15 protein-coding genes and 1 other annotated feature are annotated in these 16,855 nt (G+C 46.6%); of the genes, 11 read left to right on the top strand and 4 right to left on the bottom strand.

What is annotated here, in order from left to right:
* The first annotated feature begins 663 nt into the window (after positions 1-663).
* On the top strand, positions 664-1,953 hold the full coding sequence (gene brnQ, locus BUB35_RS02610; protein WP_072848841.1) for a branched-chain amino acid transport system II carrier protein: 1,290 nt from the start codon (positions 664-666) through the stop codon (positions 1,951-1,953).
* A gap of 87 nt (positions 1,954-2,040) precedes the next feature.
* Here the strand turns inward: brnQ and BUB35_RS02605 are convergent, their stop codons facing one another.
* Both BUB35_RS02605 and alaS read right to left on the bottom strand, forming a co-directional pair.
* Positions 2,041-2,325 (bottom strand): hypothetical protein, encoded by a 285-nt coding sequence (locus BUB35_RS02605; protein WP_072848839.1) that lies wholly within the window; start codon positions 2,323-2,325, stop codon positions 2,041-2,043.
* 175 nt (positions 2,326-2,500) lie between these two features.
* Positions 2,501-5,143 carry an alanine--tRNA ligase gene (alaS, locus tag BUB35_RS02600; protein ID WP_072848837.1) on the bottom strand — a complete coding sequence of 881 codons (2,643 nt, stop codon included), beginning with the start codon at positions 5,141-5,143 and terminating at the stop codon, positions 2,501-2,503.
* A 69-nt stretch (positions 5,144-5,212) separates the two neighbouring features.
* Positions 5,213-5,437 (bottom strand) — a binding site (T-box leader).
* 150 nt (positions 5,438-5,587) lie between these two features.
* Between alaS and BUB35_RS02595 the strand changes: the two genes are divergently transcribed.
* Positions 5,588-5,839: a hypothetical protein gene (locus tag BUB35_RS02595; protein ID WP_072848835.1), complete on the top strand. Its 252-nt coding sequence runs from the start codon at positions 5,588-5,590 to the stop codon at positions 5,837-5,839.
* 6 nt (positions 5,840-5,845) lie between these two features.
* On the top strand, positions 5,846-6,187 hold the full coding sequence (locus BUB35_RS02590) for a hypothetical protein (RefSeq protein WP_072848833.1): 342 nt from the start codon (positions 5,846-5,848) through the stop codon (positions 6,185-6,187).
* 433 nt (positions 6,188-6,620) lie between these two features.
* On the opposite strand, the gene pdxR is transcribed toward BUB35_RS02590, so the two are convergent.
* Both pdxR and rpoN read right to left on the bottom strand, forming a co-directional pair.
* Positions 6,621-8,039, bottom strand: a complete 1,419-nt coding sequence (pdxR, locus tag BUB35_RS02585) for a MocR-like pyridoxine biosynthesis transcription factor PdxR (RefSeq protein WP_072848831.1) — start codon at positions 8,037-8,039, stop codon at positions 6,621-6,623.
* 81 nt (positions 8,040-8,120) lie between these two features.
* Positions 8,121-9,479: an RNA polymerase factor sigma-54 gene (gene rpoN, locus BUB35_RS02580; protein ID WP_072848829.1), complete on the bottom strand. Its 1,359-nt coding sequence runs from the start codon at positions 9,477-9,479 to the stop codon at positions 8,121-8,123.
* A 494-nt stretch (positions 9,480-9,973) separates the two neighbouring features.
* On the opposite strand from rpoN, the gene rsxC reads away from it, so the two are divergent.
* From rsxC to BUB35_RS02535, 8 genes are all read left to right on the top strand, one after another.
* Positions 9,974-11,368 carry an electron transport complex subunit RsxC gene (rsxC, locus tag BUB35_RS02575; RefSeq protein ID WP_022255770.1) on the top strand — a complete coding sequence of 465 codons (1,395 nt, stop codon included), beginning with the start codon at positions 9,974-9,976 and terminating at the stop codon, positions 11,366-11,368.
* 18 nt (positions 11,369-11,386) lie between these two features.
* On the top strand, positions 11,387-12,355 hold the full coding sequence (locus tag BUB35_RS02570) for an RnfABCDGE type electron transport complex subunit D (RefSeq protein WP_072848827.1): 969 nt from the start codon (positions 11,387-11,389) through the stop codon (positions 12,353-12,355).
* A complete protein-coding gene (locus tag BUB35_RS02565) occupies positions 12,352-12,891 on the top strand; it encodes an RnfABCDGE type electron transport complex subunit G (protein WP_072848825.1) in 540 nt (179 codons plus the stop codon). Before BUB35_RS02570 ends, BUB35_RS02565 begins: the two co-directional genes overlap by 4 nt.
* Positions 12,891-13,490 (top strand): electron transport complex subunit RsxE, encoded by a 600-nt coding sequence (gene rsxE / locus BUB35_RS02560; RefSeq protein WP_072848823.1) that lies wholly within the window; start codon positions 12,891-12,893, stop codon positions 13,488-13,490. The genes BUB35_RS02565 and rsxE overlap by 1 nt, the downstream gene beginning before the upstream one ends.
* Positions 13,491-13,503: 13 nt before the next feature.
* The gene (gene rsxA / locus BUB35_RS02555; protein WP_022255766.1) at positions 13,504-14,082 is read left to right on the top strand and encodes an electron transport complex subunit RsxA; all 579 of its coding nucleotides are present in this window, start codon (positions 13,504-13,506) and stop codon (positions 14,080-14,082) included.
* Between the two features lie 19 nt (positions 14,083-14,101).
* Positions 14,102-15,013, top strand: coding sequence for an RnfABCDGE type electron transport complex subunit B (gene rnfB, locus BUB35_RS02550; protein WP_084730529.1), 912 nt, complete (start codon positions 14,102-14,104; stop codon positions 15,011-15,013).
* 343 nt (positions 15,014-15,356) lie between these two features.
* Positions 15,357-15,614, top strand: coding sequence for a DUF4321 domain-containing protein (locus tag BUB35_RS02540; RefSeq protein ID WP_022364474.1), 258 nt, complete (start codon positions 15,357-15,359; stop codon positions 15,612-15,614).
* A gap of 209 nt (positions 15,615-15,823) precedes the next feature.
* Positions 15,824-16,852 (top strand): rod shape-determining protein, encoded by a 1,029-nt coding sequence (locus tag BUB35_RS02535; protein WP_072848819.1) that lies wholly within the window; start codon positions 15,824-15,826, stop codon positions 16,850-16,852.
* The last annotated feature ends 3 nt before the right edge of the window (positions 16,853-16,855 follow it).

Below are 16,855 nucleotides of genomic sequence, written 5' to 3'. Positions count from 1 at the left end.
CTTTTTCAAAAAGTTTCCTTCAGCGGCTGTAAAAACGAAATTTGTTTTTTCGTTCACATTATACCATAAACTTTTCGGCATTAACAGACTTATTTTGTATTTGCATCAGAACAAAAAAGAGGGTGCGCCAGAGGAAAACGCCTTCCAAAACACAGGAAAATCTATATTTTTTTCAGTGTTTTTCCTAAAGATGTTTATTCTAAGTAGAATGTTAAGCTTTTATACAGAAAATATTTATTCATAATTCCCTGCCCGTTTTTCCGATTTTTTTATCAAAGATGCTCACCTTTCGTAAATATTATCCGCCGAAAATATGAATACTTTTGTGTTTTTGCCTAATGTTTCTCAAAAAAAACATGTTTTTCTCAACACTTCATGTACATGCCGTCTATTTCTTCAAAATACAAATTTCCATGAATTTTGCTTCATTTTATTTTTCATTTTCATTTTTTGACATAAAAATAGGCTAAAAAGCATAATTTAAAGAAACTTTTAGAACAAAAAGTTTCACTAAAGTATTTCCGATTTGTTTGTGTTTTTTTGTTTTTTTCTGCATAATATATCTTAAGCTTATGGTTTTCTCACATGCAATATGTACAAAACTAAGCTTCACGTCATCATTCATTTTTTTCAGAGGGAAAAAAAATAAGGAGGTTGTATTCTATGGAAAAAAAGCAATTTAAAGCAAAAGACATGCTTGTCATTGGCGCTGCGTTATTTGCTATGTTCTTCGGCGCCGGCAACTTGATCTTCCCGCCCTTGCTGGGGCAGCAGACAGGTACTTCCTGGATTATCGGGTTCCTGTTCTTCTTCATCTTTGACGTAGGTCTGGCTCTGGTTGCCATCCTTGCGCTGATCAGCAAAAATCAATACTCCATCACAGGTTTGACCGGTCCTATGGGTAAAGTTCCCAGTGCGGTGATCGGTGCCATCGGCGCGCTGTGTATCGGGCCCTTCCTGGCAATCCCTCGTACAGCAGCGACTACATACGAAGTTGGTGTAGCACCTCTGCTTACCAACGCTCCCGGTTTTGCCACATGGATTTTCTCCGCATTCTTCTTCGTGGTTGTATTGGTTCTGACCATTCGTCCTTCCAAAGTAGTTGACATCGTTGGTCAGTTCCTGACACCTATCCTGGTAATCTTCCTGTTGATCATGATCATCGTTGGTATCGTTAACCCTCTGGGTCCCATCGAAACCGAAGCAACTGTAAACGCAGTTAGAGAAGGTACTTACAACGGTTACCAGACACTGGACGTTATCGCTTCCATGATCTTCATCATCATCATTGCTAACAGTGCGAGAGACAAAGGCTACAACGACCAGGCATCTCTGGCAGGCGCAACCATCCGCTCCAGCGTAGTTGCAGCTGTTGGTCTGCTGGTTATCTACGGCGGTCTGACATACCTGGGCGCTACAACAGGCACACTGGCTGACTATCAGGGTCTGGATCAGACAACACTGCTGGTAACTATCACAAAAGGTCTGTTTGGTGATATCGGTGTTATTCTGCTGGGTATCATCGTTCTGTTCGCATGCTGGACCACAGCAATTGGTCTGACATCCGCAGTAAGTGAATACTTTGTAGAACTTTCCGGCGGCAAACTGAAATACAAAACACTGGTTATTGCCATCGTAGTATTCAGCTGGCTTGTATCCAACGCTGGTGTAGCTACAATCATCAAGGTTTCCGCACCTCTGCTGAACCTGATCTACCCTGGTCTGCTGGTACTGATCATTCTGGCATTCTTCCATAAACAGATCAAAAACAACAACATCTATCGTTTTGCAGCATACTTCGGTATGATCACAAGTGCTCTGGAAATCCTGGCTGGCTTTGGTCTGCCTACCGATTTCGTAAGCGTACTGCCTCTGGCTGACATGGGCTTCGCTTGGATCATCCCCGCTATCGTCGGCGGTATCATCGGGAAATTCATTCCCAGCAAAAGCTGATTGAACCAAAGCGAAAGACAATAAAATCATATTGCATCGAGTGTAACAAAACCCCCTCTGCTAAGCAGAGGGGGTTTTTCTATGGTTTTAAAATATGCGCCTGCAAAACAGGAACAGGACCAAAAGCCCAAGGGCAAGCCATATGACTGTCGTCAGGTAATCCTTCCTGCGAAAGCTATGCCACAGTTCCCGTACCCACGCACCTGCAAGCATCAGCAATGCAGCCCAGGTACAAACCAGCCCCAAAAGTACCGCGACACCAAACATATTCTCCCAGCGATCGGCAACCAAAATGGCTCCCATCATCAGCAGCAGTCCCACAACGCCTACCGTCGCTGCATATTTCCATAACCTGCTTCTACCATATCCCATGGTTCGCCTCCTCTTTGCTCTTTCTTAATTCCGCATTTCGGATAAGTTGTTATTTTACCACAGGCAGCTGTATACAAAAATCCCTCAAAACGTATACAAAAAGAAAAAGCTGAAAACCTCCGATTTCCAGAGATTTTCAGCTTGATTTCGTTTTGCTATTATGGTTTCAGAAGGTTCAGCCCAGCTGTTCCGCAACCATTGCTTTTGCTTTTTCCAGTGCATCTGCGATCTTGGAAGCATCTTTGCCGCCTGCCTGTGCCATGTTGGGACGACCGCCGCCGCCACCGCCGCAGACAGCCGCTGCTGCTTTGATGATGTTGCCGGCATGTACGCCTTTTTTCACAACATCGTCTGTAGCCATAGCCATCAGGTTTACTTTGCCGTCTTTGCCGCTCGCCAGTACCACTACACCGCTGCCCAGTTTCTGTTTCAGCTGGTCGCCCATGGTACGCAGAGCATTGCCGTCCATATCTTTCACTTCCGCTGCCAGCACTGCAACGCCGCCGATTTCTACTTTGCTGTTCAGCATTTCGTCTGCTGCGCCGCCTGCCATTTTCGCTTTCAGTTTTTCCAGTTCTTTTGCTGTTTCTTTCTGTTCTGCCAACAGCTGTTCCAAACGAGCCAGCAGTTTGTCAGGTGTGGATTTCACCAGACGGCAGATTTCTTTGATTTCGTCTTCCTGTGCCTGATAATGTTTCAGGGCTTCTTTGCCTGTTACAGCTTCGATTCTTCTGACACCAGCTGCTACGCCGTTTTCAGACAGGATTTTGAAGGAGCCAACCTGTGCAGTGTTTTTCAGGTGAGCGCCGCCACAAAGTTCGATGCTGTAGCCGCCCATATCTACCACACGTACCACTTCGCCATATTTTTCGCCGAACAGTGCCATTGCGCCTCTGTTTCTTGCTTCGTCGATGGACATTTCGTCTGTGTGTACATCATAGCTTGCGAAGATAGCGTCATTTACCAGTCTTTCCACTTCTTTGATTTCATCAGCAGTCATTGCTGCGAAGTGTGTGAAGTCGAAACGCAGTCTTTCTGCGCTTACATAGGAACCAGCCTGTTCTACGTGAGTACCCAGAACGGTACGCAGTGCTTTGTGCAGCAGGTGGGTTGCGCTGTGGTTTCTGGAAGAAGCCATACGCAGTTCCACGTCGATGCTTGCGCAAGCCATTTCGCCTACCTGCACCAGACCTTCTGTCACTTCACCCATGTGTGCAATCTTGCCGCCAACAACTTTTACGCAGTTGGTTACTTTTACAACGCCTGTTTCTGTTTTGATCACACCCTGGTCACCTACCTGACCGCCGCTTTCTGCGTAGAAAGGTGTTCTATCCAGGAATACCGCTACGGTATCGCCAGCCTGTGCTGTTTCTGCAACGGCTTCGTTTGCAACCAGTGCAACGATTTTTGCGTTTGCCACATCGTATACATCATAACCAGCGAAAGCTGTTTCCAGTTCTACGGGCAGTTCGTTGTAAACGGTTTCTGCTGCGCCCATGTAGTTGGATTTTGCTCTTGCGGAACGTGCACGTTCTTTCTGTGCTTTCATTTCTGCTGTGAAAGCGTCTTCGTCGATTTCCATGCCTTCTTCTGCCAGGATTTCTTTTGTCAGGTCAACAGGGAAACCATATGTGTCGTACAGACGGAAGGATTTTTCACCGGACATGACTTTTTCGCCGGCAGCTTTCATTTCTTCCATGTCTGCTTTCAGGATTTCCATACCTTTGTCGATGGTCTTATAGAAGCTGTTTTCTTCGATGGACAGGATTTTGAAGATGTAATCCTGTTTTTCCACCAATTCGGGATAAGCTTCGCCGCTGCAAGCGATTACGGATTTGGACAATTCAGCCAAAAATTCGCCTTCGATGCCCAACAGTTTGCCATGACGAGCCGCACGACGCAGCAGACGACGCAGTACATAGCCACGACCTTCGTTGGAAGGCAGTACGCCGTCAGCAGTCATCATTGTTACAGAACGGATGTGGTCTGTGATCACACGAACGGAAACATCTGTTTTATGGTCTTTGCCGTATTCCACGCCTGCTTTTGCACAAACAGCGTCACGGATAGATTTTACGGTATCTACGTCGAAAATAGAGTCAACGCCCTGCATGATGGTTGCCATACGTTCCAGACCCATACCGGTATCTACGTTCTTCATCGCCAGTTCTGTGTATGTGCCGTCTTCTTCAGCGTTGAACTGGGTCAATACCAGATTCCAGAATTCCATGTATCTGTCGCAGTCACAGCCTACGCCGCAGGTAGGGCTGTCACAGCCGTATTCAGGACCACGGTCATAGTAGATTTCTGTACAAGGACCGCAGGGGCCTGTGCCGTGTTCCCAGAAGTTGTCTTCTTTGCCCAGTTTTACGATTCTGTCCCAAGGCAGACCTACCACATCATGCCAGATTTTGCCTGTTTCATCGTCTTCTTCGTAAATGGTTACATACAGTCTGTCTTCGGGGATTTCCAGTACTTTTGTTACGAATTCCCAAGACCAGGGCACGATTTCGTTTTTGAAGTAATCACCGAAGGAGAAGTCGCCCAGCATTTCAAAGAATGTGCCGTGACGAGCAGTTTTCCCTACGTTGTCGATATCACCTGTACGGATACATTTCTGGCAGGTTGTCACTCTCTTGCTGGGAGGGATTTCCTGACCAGTAAAGTATGCTTTCATGGGTGCCATACCGGAGTTGATCAGCAGCAAGCTGTTGTCGTTGCGGGGCACCAGAGGGAAGCTGGGCAGACGCAGATGGTCTTTGCTTTCAAAGAATTTCAGAAATTCTTCACGAATTTCGTTTACACCTAAATATTTCATATCTTACCTCCTTAAATATTTTCAATCTGTTCACAGGATACCCGGAAAATAAAAAAGCCCCTGACAAAAGTCAGGGACGAATTCACCGTGGTACCACCCTTGTTACGCCCAAGCGGACGTCACTCGAAGCCTTTAACGCAGGCATACGCTTTGACATACTTCTCTTTCCGCCAAAGAGCTGTGGTTCTTACCCGAAAAGACTGCTTCGGCAATGTGCTGCGGGAAATCTTCCACCAGTGATTTCCTCTCTGAAACGTCCACCCTTTGCGTACTCCTTCTTTTCTTGGCTTGTTTCCATATAAAAATACAATTAGATTATAGACATGCCCTGTCACTTTGTCAAGAAAAACCGCCCTTTTCCGGTAAAAATCACCATATGCAGCCTATGCGCCTTATGGTATCATCGAAAAAAGGGCATTGTTTTTTATGAAAAGGGGGATTTGTATGAAAAGTATTGCTGGTGTTCTCGCCGTCACTTTGAACCTATTGATACTGACACTCATCTGGGGTTTTGCCTATCTCCATGCCTACACAGACGCACTTTCTAGCACATACTGGGCGGAAAAATATCGATATCTGCCTATTCCGCTGATTGTGGTAATCATTGCGTCTATGCTCATAGAGCTTGGCATCATTTATCAGAAGGAACTGGCAGCTTATTTTCATTGGAACACCAAAGAAACGAAAGGACAGTGAGAGCGCATGCTGACAAAAGAAACCTTAGAAAAGACATCTGATTTTCAAAAAAATATACTGCGCCGGGGAATTATCAAAGCAGGATTGTTTCTCTTGGGTATTTCGTTGCTGGCTCCTGATGGCATACTGCAAATGATTCTGTTTTGTGCTTCTATGATTTGTATGTTCATACAGCTTTTTCTGGATGTTTTTCTCCGTCGCAAGGGAATCGACATTCGGGTGGATGCTAACGAAAGTTGGGAAACATACCAACGACAGCTGAAAAACGACAGCATCCTCTGCGGCATATCTTTTGTGATATTCCTTGCCATTGAGCTTCTTTTCCGCTTTTTGACGTATTCCCGATAAAAACAGGCTGGTACACGTAAGGGGCATCTTCATAAGAAAACAAAAAGCTGAAATCCTTAACAGAGGATTTCAGCTTTCTTATTGGGTGCTTTAGCTTAACAAAACCCCTAGTTCTACTAGGGGTAAATAAAATACTTTAGTATATTTTTTTTGAATGATAATTACTATGGATTTACTAATTATCAAATGAAGGATAGATATGCAATATTAAATTAACATACTGTATTCTCAATTATAGTACCTGTTTACAGGTTGCAGTGCAAATAAATGCGATGATATTTTTCGATGCCCCTTTTAGGGGTTGGCACGTAATACCCCTTCTAGGGGTTGATCAAACCACTAGTTTACTAGTGGTTTTGATTTTTACGGAGATTTTATTGGGTATGTTTTCTTAAAGGAAATTCGCTTATGTATACTAACCTTTCTTTTTTTCTTACAACTCTCCCAGCACTTCTCCTATACGCTTCATGCCCACTTCGATTTTATCGTCAGTGAGTCCCGCGAAGCTGAGGCGCACATGACTGCCTGTTCCCTCTTCGATGAAGAACTGACTGCCGGGAGAAACCAGCACATTTTTCTCCAATGCCCGATTGCAGAACACTTCCGCATCCACCCCATCAGGCAGACGCACCCACAGGCTCACGCCTCCATCGGGCAGAGCGAAAGACGCACCTTTTGGCAAAAGATACTTCTTTGCCATGGAAACAGCTTTGCGGTATTTGCCGCTGCCATACTGGCGCACCTGTTTTCCATGAGCTTCCCAGCCATTGACCCGGAGATATTCCTCCAAGGATTTCTGGATGAACCCAGATGTGGAAATATCCGTGGTATACTTGGCTTCCATAACCGCATGACGGACTTTCTTTGGCAGTACCATCAACCCCATACGCAGACCGGGCATGAGAATCTTGGAAAAACTCTTGATGTAAATGACGCGATTCTTATAGTCCAATGCTTTCAGAGGAAGCGGGATTTCCCTGCTATAATGGAAATCGTAAAAGTCATCTTCCTCAATGATATACGTATCGTATTTTTCCGCCAGTTCCAGCAGGCGGCGTTTTTTCTCCATGGAATAAGAAACACCTGTAGGTGTCTGGAAATATGCCATCATATAGATAAAACGAGGATGGTACAGCTTCAGATAGTTTTTCAGGGCCTCCATCTCCATGCCGTCCGCTTCCATGGGGATGCCGATGAGTTTTGCCCCTCTGGACAGGAATGCCCCTGCCGCACCATAGAAAGTAGGGCTTTCCACAAAAACCACATCTCCATACCGCAAAATGGCTTTGGACATGATGTCGATACCCTGCTGGGCACCGGAAATAATCTGCAAATGTTCCGCCGCCGTATGGATACCAAAAGACGCCAGATAACGGCAGAGTTCCTCCCGCAGGGGCAGATAGCCCATACTGTCCGTATAACGGAAGGCGCCGCCTTTTTCCCGCTCCAGCACTGTATCAAAGGCTTTTTTGAAGGCATCCACAGGAAACAGTTCGTTTGGCAGGGATGACAATGTGAAGTTGATGGCATGTTCCAGCGCAGGTGTTTTTTCAAACAATTGCAGATTTCGTCTTGCCACAGGCTCCGGCACCTTTTCCACAGGCAAAGGGGAAATATAGGTACCACTTCCTACCCGAGAATACACCATCTGCTTCTGTTCCAGATATTTATAAGCCGTTACTATCGTCACCGTATTGACGCCGAAATGGGATGCCATTTTCCGAATGGGCGGTAATTTGCTATCCGCAGGCAAAAGCCCATCTGCCGCCAAAGCGCCAATGGCGTCGGCAAGCTGGCGATACATCGGCACTTCTGATGTTTTATCCAGTTGTATCTGAAAAATCTCATCCATACTTCCACCTTCTTTCTATCTCAAACCAAAAAGAAACCGGAAATTTCTGCTTTCTTCCAAAATTTCCGGCTGTTTTCTATTTCAATACTGTTTTCTGCCTGACGCACCGGGGATGCCCATGGCTTCCCGATACTTGGCTACGGTTCTGCGGGAAATCTGTACACCCTGCGCCACCAGTTTTTCCGTCAATTCTCTGTCGCTAAGGGGATGGGTCTTATCCTCGCCGTCAATGATGTCCGCCAGCTGTTTTTGTACGCTATTGGCAGATACGCTCTGAGCGCCATCGGTGACAACGGCTTTGGAGAAGAAATCACCCAAGGCAAATACCCCTTTGTCGCATTGGAGATATTTATCCTTTACGGCACGGCTGATGGTGGACTCATGCACCTGCATTTTTTCTGCCACATCCACCATTCGCAAAGGCTTCAGTGCTCCATTGGGAGAAAGGAAAAATTCCCGCTGCACTGCCACAATCTGTTTTGCCGTTTCCAGCAAAGTGGATTCTCGTCTGCCTACACACTGCACTGCCCATTCTGCCTGCCGCAGTTTCTGGGCAACATATTCCTTGGTATCTTTAGAAGGGTCATCCTTCAAAATCTGCCGATAGGAGGGGCTGATAAACAGTCTTGGCACCAGAGAACTGTTGACACTCACCAAAAGCTCTCCCCCTCTGCGTTCCACAAACACATCGGGCACCACATATTCCACCGGGCGGTCATTGGCAAAACCACTGCCGGGCTTTGGTGCACAGCTGCGGATCTCCGCCAAGGCTTCCGCCATTTCTTCCATAGATATATGCAGCTTCTTGGCAATATAGGAGATGCGGTTTTTGGCAATATCCGCCAAATAATTCTCCACAATGTTCTGGGCTGCCACAGAAGCGCCTTTCTGCATGAGCTGTATCTTCAGACATTCCTTCAGATCTCTGGCACCTACGCCGGGCGGGTCAAGCTTCTGCAAATGCCCTAAAATCTCCTCTGCCCTCTGTTCATCCAGATGATAACGCTCCATGGCTGCTTCCAAGGCGTCTGTTTCCAGATAGCCGCTTTCTTCTGTGCTTTCTGCCAGAAAACTCAGCACTTTTTTCTCCTTTTCACATACAGGCAAAAGATGGATCTGAAAGAGCAGGTATTCCCTGAGACTCTGGGCTTCCTTCTTGCCATAGTGCAGGTCTTCCCGTTCTTTTTCGTTATCCATTTCTGTCTGGTAAAAACCTCTGTTCTGCTCATCGCTTTCCTGAAGCCATTCCAGTTTTTGCAGCAGTTTTTCGTCCTCCAGCAAAAGAGGGCGTTCCTCCGACCAGTCCAGCAGAGGATTTTCTTCCGCCACTTCCCGAATGTATTCTGATAACGCCAGAGTATTCATCTGCAATATCTCAACGGACTGCTGCATCCGCTGGGAAAGAATCTGCTTTTGCTGTATTTGCAGCGAAAGATCCATATCCTCCGCCTCCTTCCCTCTATACTTTGATTTCATTGTAACACAGGGGAATTTGAGTAGCAAGTTTTATGCCATTGTTTTACATTTCTGTGAGAACAATGGCAGTTTTTTTGTAAAACATTACAGTTTTCCAGCTGAAATGTTGGTAATAAATTATCATTTACAATTATAGATAATAATAGTACACTTTAGGGGAAGAAAATATTTTGGATACAAACTAACTGGGAATTGATTTCATAAAATACAATTCCTTCCTAATTAAATACATCTTAATACATCTTAAAATTTGATGTAACGAAACACATATTTTGCTTAAAAAAGCATTTTTCCCGTTTTTTTGGCAAAAAAATGTTGTGAATTTCTTATTTTTGTATTAAAATATTGCTGTTATATATAGCTATATTTTTATAAAGTATAACCAAACCAAGCGTTTCCAGCCAAATGCTTGTCTTTTGTGCTGTAAACGCAAAAATCACTTGACAGAGGGGGATAATATGCAAGCTTTAACGTTCAAACGTGGAGTTCACCCGCCCGATGGAAAAGCTCTGTCCGCAGAGCAGCCCATTCAGGTGATACTCCCCAAAGAAAACTCTGAGTTGTTCTACCCTATGTCCCAGCATATCGGGGCTCCTTGTGAACCTCTGGTAGCAGTTGGCGACCATGTAAAAGTAGGACAGAAAATCGCTGAATCACCTGCATTCATGTCTTCTCCCATCTTTGCCAGCGTATCTGGTGAAGTTGTGGACATTAGACCCATGCTGGTACCCGGCGGTGCAACTGTAAAATCCATCGTTGTCAAAAACGACGGCAAGATGGAAGAAATCGAAGGTCTGAACCAGGGCAGAGATTACACAACCATGTCCAACGAAGAAATTCTGGCAGCTATCAAAGATGCCGGCGTTGTTGGTCTGGGTGGTGCGGGCTTCCCCACACATGTAAAACTGAACCCTCCCAAAGACACACCGATCGATCACATCCTCATCAACGCAGCTGAATGTGAACCTTACCTCACATGCGACTACCGTCTGATGCTGGAAGAACCCGAAAGAATCGTAAAAGGTCTGCAGATCATGCTGAAACTGCACCCCGGTGCAAAAGGCGTTATCGGTATCGAAATGAACAAGCCCAAAGCCATCGAATCCATGACAAAGGCTTGTGAAGGCATCGACAACATCACTGTTCAGCCTCTGGTGACCAAATTCCCTCAGGGTTCTGAAAAACACCTGATTTACGCGATCACAAAGAGAGAAGTAAAATCCGGTGCACTGCCCGCTAGCGCTGGCTGTATCGTAGACAACGTTGATACCGTTGTTGCTATCGAAAGAGCAATCTGCAAAGGCAGACCTCTGATGAGAAGAATCGTAACTGTTTCCGGTAAAGGTATCAAAAACCCCGGTAACTACAAGATCAGAATCGGTATGACACTGAGAGATCTGGTAGACGCTATCGGCGGTTTCAACGAAGGTGCAAACGCTCCTGTGAAACTGATTGCCGGCGGTCCTATGATGGGTCCTACCCTGTATACTCTGGATGTTGCTTCCGTTAAGACCACTTCTGGTCTGCTGTGCTTCACACAGGAAGAAGCTTTCATTCCTGAAGAAAGAAACTGTATCCGTTGCGGTAAATGCGTAGAACATTGCCCTATGGGTCTGCAGCCTTTCCTGCTGAATGCGTGCGCACTGAAAGGCGACGGCGAAGGTTTCGTAAAACATCATGGTCTGGATTGTATCGAATGTGGTTCTTGTTCTTACGAATGTCCCGCAAAACGCCAGCTGGCACAGTCCATCCGCGCAACTAAGAAAATCGAAGCAGGCAAAAAAGCTGCCGCAGCCGCTGCTGCAAGAGCAAAAGCGGAAGCTGAAGCAAAAGCCAAAGCTGAAAAGAACTGAGAAGGGGGAGAGTAAAGAATGGCTAATTTTGTAGTATCAGGTACCCCTCATGTGCGTTCTAAAGAATCCATTCAGAGCATCATGCGTGACGTTATCATCGCGCTGATTCCTGCAACAGCGATGGGTATCTATTTCTTCGGTATTCCTGCATTGATCCTGATCGCAGTTTCCATCGTAGCCAGCGTATTCTTTGAATGGCTGTATCAGAAACTGCTGAAAAAACCTGTAACTATCAGTGACCTGTCCGCAGTTGTAACAGGTCTGCTGCTGGCAATGAACCTGCCCGCAAGCGCTCCTATCTGGGTGCCTATCGTTGGTGCAGCATTCGCTATCATTTTTGCAAAACAGCTCTTTGGTGGTCTGGGTCAGAACTTCATCAACCCTGCACTGGCTGGTAGAGCATTCCTGTTGGCTTCCTATCCTACAGCGATGACAACATGGACAGCTCCTGTTGGTTTCAGCGGCGCTGACGCTGTTGCTGTTGCAACACCTCTGGCTACACTGAAAACAGGTGCTATGCCCGACGCAAGTCTGACAGACGTAATCCTGGGTACAAACATCGGCGGTTGTATCGGTGAAACATGCGCTGTTGCACTGATCATCGGCGGTATCTACCTGCTGGTAAAACACGTTATCAGCTGGAGAATCCCTGTACTGTACATCCTGACAGTATTCGTACTGACCGCTGCTATCGGCAGAAAAGGTCTGCGCGTACCTGTTTATGAAATCTTCACCGGCGGTCTGATGCTGGGTGCTTTCTTCATGGCAACTGACTATGCATCTTCCCCCGTTACACCGAAAGGTCAAATCATCTTTGCCATCGGTTGTGGTATCATCACCACTCTTATCAGAATCTTCGGTGGTTACCCTGAAGGCGTATCCTACTCTATTCTGATTATGAACCTGGCTGTACCTCTGATCGAAAGATTCACAGAACCTAAGATCTTCGGTGCACTGCCCAAAGTGAAGGAGGCGAAAAAAGCATGAACACAAAAGAAGTTGTAAAACCCGCAGTTGTGCTTCTGCTTATTTCCGCAGTTGCTGCGGCTTGCCTGGGTGCGGTATCTGAAATCACAGCAGAACCCATCGCACTGCAGAACGAAAAAACACTGAACGAATCCATGCAGGCAGTTATGCCTGAAGCATCCAGCTTTGAACAGCTGACAGATGCAGAACTGACAGGCACAATCACTGCTGTTTACCAGGCTGACAACGGCGGCTATGTTCTGACAACAGAACCCGGCGGCTTTGGCGGCGCTGTAAAAACAATGGTTGGCGTTGGCGCTGACGGTGTGATCACTGGTCTGCGTGTAACTGGCCACTCCGAAACACCCGGTCTGGGCGCAAAAGCAACAGAACCCGATTTCTATGAACAGTTCACTGGCAAATCCGGCAGCGTAGCTGTTACAAAAGACGGCGGCGAAATCGTGCCCATCACAAGCTCCACCATTACTTCCAGAGCTGTTTGTGCTGGTGCACAGGAAGCTTTGGACTGGGTCGCAGCGAACGGAGGTGCTAACTAATGGCTAACCCTATCAAAATCCTGAAAAATGGTATCATCAATGAAAACCCTACCTTTGTACAGGTTATCGGTATGTGTCCTACACTGGCTGTTACCAGCTCCGCCATCAACGGTATCGGTATGGGTCTTTCCACAACAGCAGTACTGATTTTTGCGAACTTGTTCGTATCCCTGCTGAGAAAAGTAATTCCCGATAAAGTAAGAATCCCTTGCTTCATCGTTGTTATCGCAACATTCGTTACAATCATCGAATTTATGCTGAAAGCATATCTTCCTGCTTTGAACGCATCTCTGGGTCTTTATATCCCTCTGATCGTTGTTAACTGTATCATTCTGGCCAGAGCAGAAGCTTTTGCTTCCAAAAACGGTCCCATCGCTTCTGTATTCGACGGTATCGGTATGGGTCTTGGTTTCACAATCGCTCTGGGTGTTCTGGGTCTGGTTCGTGAATTCATCGGTTCTGGTACTCTGTTTGATATCACTGTACTGCCTGAAGCATTCCCCAGAACTCTGCTGTTCGTTATGGCTCCCGGTGCGTTCTTCACACTGGCTTGCCTGATGGCTGCACTGAATCACTTCAGAAACAAGAAAAAAGCATAAGGAGGGGTAGAGAATGTATCTGATTTTGTTATTATTAGCCGGGATCTTCGTAAACAACTACGTTTTGTCCCAGTTCTTAGGCATCTGCCCATTCCTCGGCGTTTCTAAAAAAGTAGACACCGCAGCCGGCATGGGTATGGCCGTAATCTTCGTTATCGTATTGGCCTGTGCAGCTTCTTGGTTGGTTTATAACCTGATCCTGGTTCCTCTGCACATCGAATACCTGTATAACATCGCGTTCATTCTGGTTATCGCATCCCTGGTACAGTTTGTAGAAATGTTCCTGAAAAAAGCAGCTCCTGCTTTGTATCAGGCACTGGGCGTATTCCTGCCCCTGATCACAACAAACTGTGCAGTACTGGGTGTTGCCGTACTGAACATGCAGAAGGGTTATTCCTTCATCGAATCCATCTTCAACGGTATCGGCGGCGCTGCTGGTTTCGCACTGGCAATCGTACTGTTCGCTGGTATCCGTGAAAGAATCGCAGACAACGATACACCTAAGGCTTTCGACGGTTTCCCCATGGCTCTGGTAACCGCTGGTCTGATGTCTATCGCTTTCCTGGGATTCTCCGGTCTGATCAAACTGTAATGCAAGGAGTGTGACAAAAATGGACATTATGAATATTGTATACCCGATCCTGAGTATCGGTGGCCTTGGTGTTGTTTTTGGTGCAGGCCTTGGCATTGCCGGCGAGGTCTTCAAAGTAGACGAAGATCCCAAGATCGGTCAGATTTTGGAAGTACTGCCCGGCGCTAACTGCGGTGGCTGTGGCTTCCCCGGTTGTAGTGGTTGTGCTGCTGCAATCGCTGCTGGTTCTGCTCCCGTTAACGCTTGCCCTGTTGGCGGCGCTGCTGTAGCAGAAAAAGTAGGTGCAATCATGGGTATCGAAGCATCCGCTTCCGAACCTGTAGCTGCATTCGTAAAATGCGGCGGCACTTGCGAAACAGCAAAAATGAAATACGACTACTTTGGTATTGACGACTGTAACATGGCTGTACAGCTGGCTGGCGGCGGCGCTAAGAGCTGCACATACGGCTGTCTGGGTCTGGGCAGCTGTAAAAAAGCTTGTGCTTTCGGCGCAATCGAAATCATCGACGGCGTTGCAGTAGTAGATAAAGATAAATGTGTAGCTTGTGGTAAATGCGTATCTGCTTGCCCCAAACACATCATCGAACTGCTGCCTGCTAAGAAGAAAGTAAAAGTACAGTGCTCTTCCAAAGATGTTGGTAAGAATGTAATGCAGGTTTGCTCCACAGGTTGTATCGCATGTAAGATCTGTGAAAAGAACTGTCCTTTCGATGCAATCCATGTAATCGACAACGTGGCTGTTATCGATTACAGCAAATGTAAATCCTGCGGTATCTGTGCAAACAAATGCCCGAAAGGCGTTATCACAGGTAAGAGACCTGCTGCTCCCGCTGCTGAAGCAAAACCCGCAGCACCCGCTGCAGCTGCTGCTCCCAAAGCAGAAGCTCCTGCTGCTGAAGCACCTAAAGCAGAAGAAAAACCTGCTGAATAATCCAAAACAGCAAAACGGTGAAGTCTTTGACTTCACCGTTTTTTTATGCCCTTATACCCCTTCCAAACCGAAAGCTGGAACCCTGAACATACACAGGTTCCGGCTATTTCATTTTTAAGAGTTATTGTCTTTCCATACATCCGCTTTGCTTTTTTCCGCTGCCACTTGCCCCGCCTTTTCCATAGGGTTCTGCCTCCGTCCCTTTTCTTTGTCAAAAAGCGCCGCCTTTCGTCATTTTCTCAAGGAAATCAACGGTTTTCACCCTGTTTTTTTATGTTTTGTTCCCTTTACCCCCTTGTCAAAATATGATATACTTTTGGAAATAACACAGGAGGACAATCACATGAAAGGACGTTCACAAAACATTTGGGTTTTGATACTGCTGCTGCTGGCTGGCGTTGTGCTGGGCGGGTTTTTGGCACAGCTTCTGAGCGGTTACCCTGCCTTGAGTTGGCTCGGTTATGGCAAAAGCTTCGGGCTTACCTCTCCTTTGGTGTTGGATTTGGGCGTGCTGACATTGCAATTTGCTTTTACGGTACGTTTTACCATCGCCGGTATTCTGGGTATCGTCCTTGCTTTTTTTATTTATCGCAAAATTTAAACAGATCCAGCCGTCTGTTTCGGGGAAATGCCACGGGAAGGACGGTTTTTTTCTGTCGTTTTTTGCGCGGAAATTTTCTGGTTTTTCCTAATTCCAATGGCTTTTTTATTGAAAATTCCGCAAAAAAAAGGTATTATAAAATGTAAGGCTTTTTCAGGAAAGAAAAATCAATTCTGGTTTTTTATGATAGAAAGGGGTTAATTGAATTTATGTTTTCCAAAGATATGGGTATCGACTTGGGTACCGCTAATACACTGGTTTATATGCGTGAAAAAGGCATCATCGTCAACGAACCTTCCGTTGTAGCCATCAACGTGCAGACAAAAGAAGTGCTGGCTGTTGGCAATGAAGCAAAAGAAATGATCGGACGTACACCCGGCAACATCGTTGCCATCCGTCCCATGAAAGACGGCGTTATCGCAGACTTCGACGTAACACAGGCTATGCTGCGTTACTTCATCAACAAGGCTTATGTGCGCTCCATGTTTGGCCCTAAGCCCCGCATCGTTATCTGCGTACCCTCCGGCGTAACAGAAGTAGAAAAAAGAGCTGTACTGGAAGCAGCCATTGCTGCCGGCTCCAAAGATAAAGACACTTACCTCATCGAAGAACCCATGGCTGCATCCATCGGCGCAGGTCTGCCCGTTGCAGAACCTACCGGCAGCATGGTCGTAGACATCGGCGGCGGTACCAGCGAAGTGGCAGTCATTTCCCTGGGCGGCATCGTTACCAGCACATCCCTGCGTGTAGCCGGTGATGCTCTGGACAACGCCATTGTGGGCTACATCAAACGGGAATTCAACCTGGCCATCGGTGACAGAACCGCAGAAGAAATCAAAATCACCATCGGTTCCGCTTACCCTCTGGAACAGGAAGAAAAAATGGAAATCCGCGGTCGCGACCTGCTTTCCGGTCTGCCTAAGACCATCGAAGTCAACTCCGTACATGTACGTGAAGCACTGAGCGAACCCGTATCTTCCATCATCGAAACCATCAAGCAGACACTGGAAGCAACACCTCCTGAACTGGCTGCTGACGTTATGGAATACGGCATCACTTTGACAGGCGGCGGCGCACTGCTGCGCGGTCTGGATGAACTGATCACATCCGAAACAGGCATGCCCGTTCATGTGGCAAACGAACCACTGAACTGCGTTGCTATGGGTACTGGTCTGGTGCTGGAACACATCGATACACTGAAAAACGTATTGATCTCCCCCAGAAAAGCATTGTTCTAAGAA

Source organism: Anaerotignum lactatifermentans DSM 14214 (assembly GCF_900142265.1).
GTDB lineage: Bacteria > Bacillota > Clostridia > Lachnospirales > Anaerotignaceae > Anaerotignum > Anaerotignum lactatifermentans.
Note: the sequence above shows the minus strand (reverse complement) of the source record. Positions and strands in the feature narration are given on the sequence as shown.

Coding starts and splice junctions, on each gene's coding strand:
- brnQ (WP_072848841.1), top strand. CDS start 664: ATGGAAAAAAAGCAATTTAAAGCAAAAGACATGCTTGTCATTGGCGCT.
- BUB35_RS02605 (WP_072848839.1), bottom strand. CDS start 2,325: ATGGGATATGGTAGAAGCAGGTTATGGAAATATGCAGCGACGGTAGGC.
- alaS (WP_072848837.1), bottom strand. CDS start 5,143: ATGAAATATTTAGGTGTAAACGAAATTCGTGAAGAATTTCTGAAATTC.
- BUB35_RS02595 (WP_072848835.1), top strand. CDS start 5,588: ATGAAAAGTATTGCTGGTGTTCTCGCCGTCACTTTGAACCTATTGATA.
- BUB35_RS02590 (WP_072848833.1), top strand. CDS start 5,846: ATGCTGACAAAAGAAACCTTAGAAAAGACATCTGATTTTCAAAAAAAT.
- pdxR (WP_072848831.1), bottom strand. CDS start 8,039: ATGGATGAGATTTTTCAGATACAACTGGATAAAACATCAGAAGTGCCG.
- rpoN (WP_072848829.1), bottom strand. CDS start 9,479: ATGGATCTTTCGCTGCAAATACAGCAAAAGCAGATTCTTTCCCAGCGG.
- rsxC (WP_022255770.1), top strand. CDS start 9,974: ATGCAAGCTTTAACGTTCAAACGTGGAGTTCACCCGCCCGATGGAAAA.
- BUB35_RS02570 (WP_072848827.1), top strand. CDS start 11,387: ATGGCTAATTTTGTAGTATCAGGTACCCCTCATGTGCGTTCTAAAGAA.
- BUB35_RS02565 (WP_072848825.1), top strand. CDS start 12,352: ATGAACACAAAAGAAGTTGTAAAACCCGCAGTTGTGCTTCTGCTTATT.
- rsxE (WP_072848823.1), top strand. CDS start 12,891: ATGGCTAACCCTATCAAAATCCTGAAAAATGGTATCATCAATGAAAAC.
- rsxA (WP_022255766.1), top strand. CDS start 13,504: ATGTATCTGATTTTGTTATTATTAGCCGGGATCTTCGTAAACAACTAC.
- rnfB (WP_084730529.1), top strand. CDS start 14,102: ATGGACATTATGAATATTGTATACCCGATCCTGAGTATCGGTGGCCTT.
- BUB35_RS02540 (WP_022364474.1), top strand. CDS start 15,357: ATGAAAGGACGTTCACAAAACATTTGGGTTTTGATACTGCTGCTGCTG.
- BUB35_RS02535 (WP_072848819.1), top strand. CDS start 15,824: ATGTTTTCCAAAGATATGGGTATCGACTTGGGTACCGCTAATACACTG.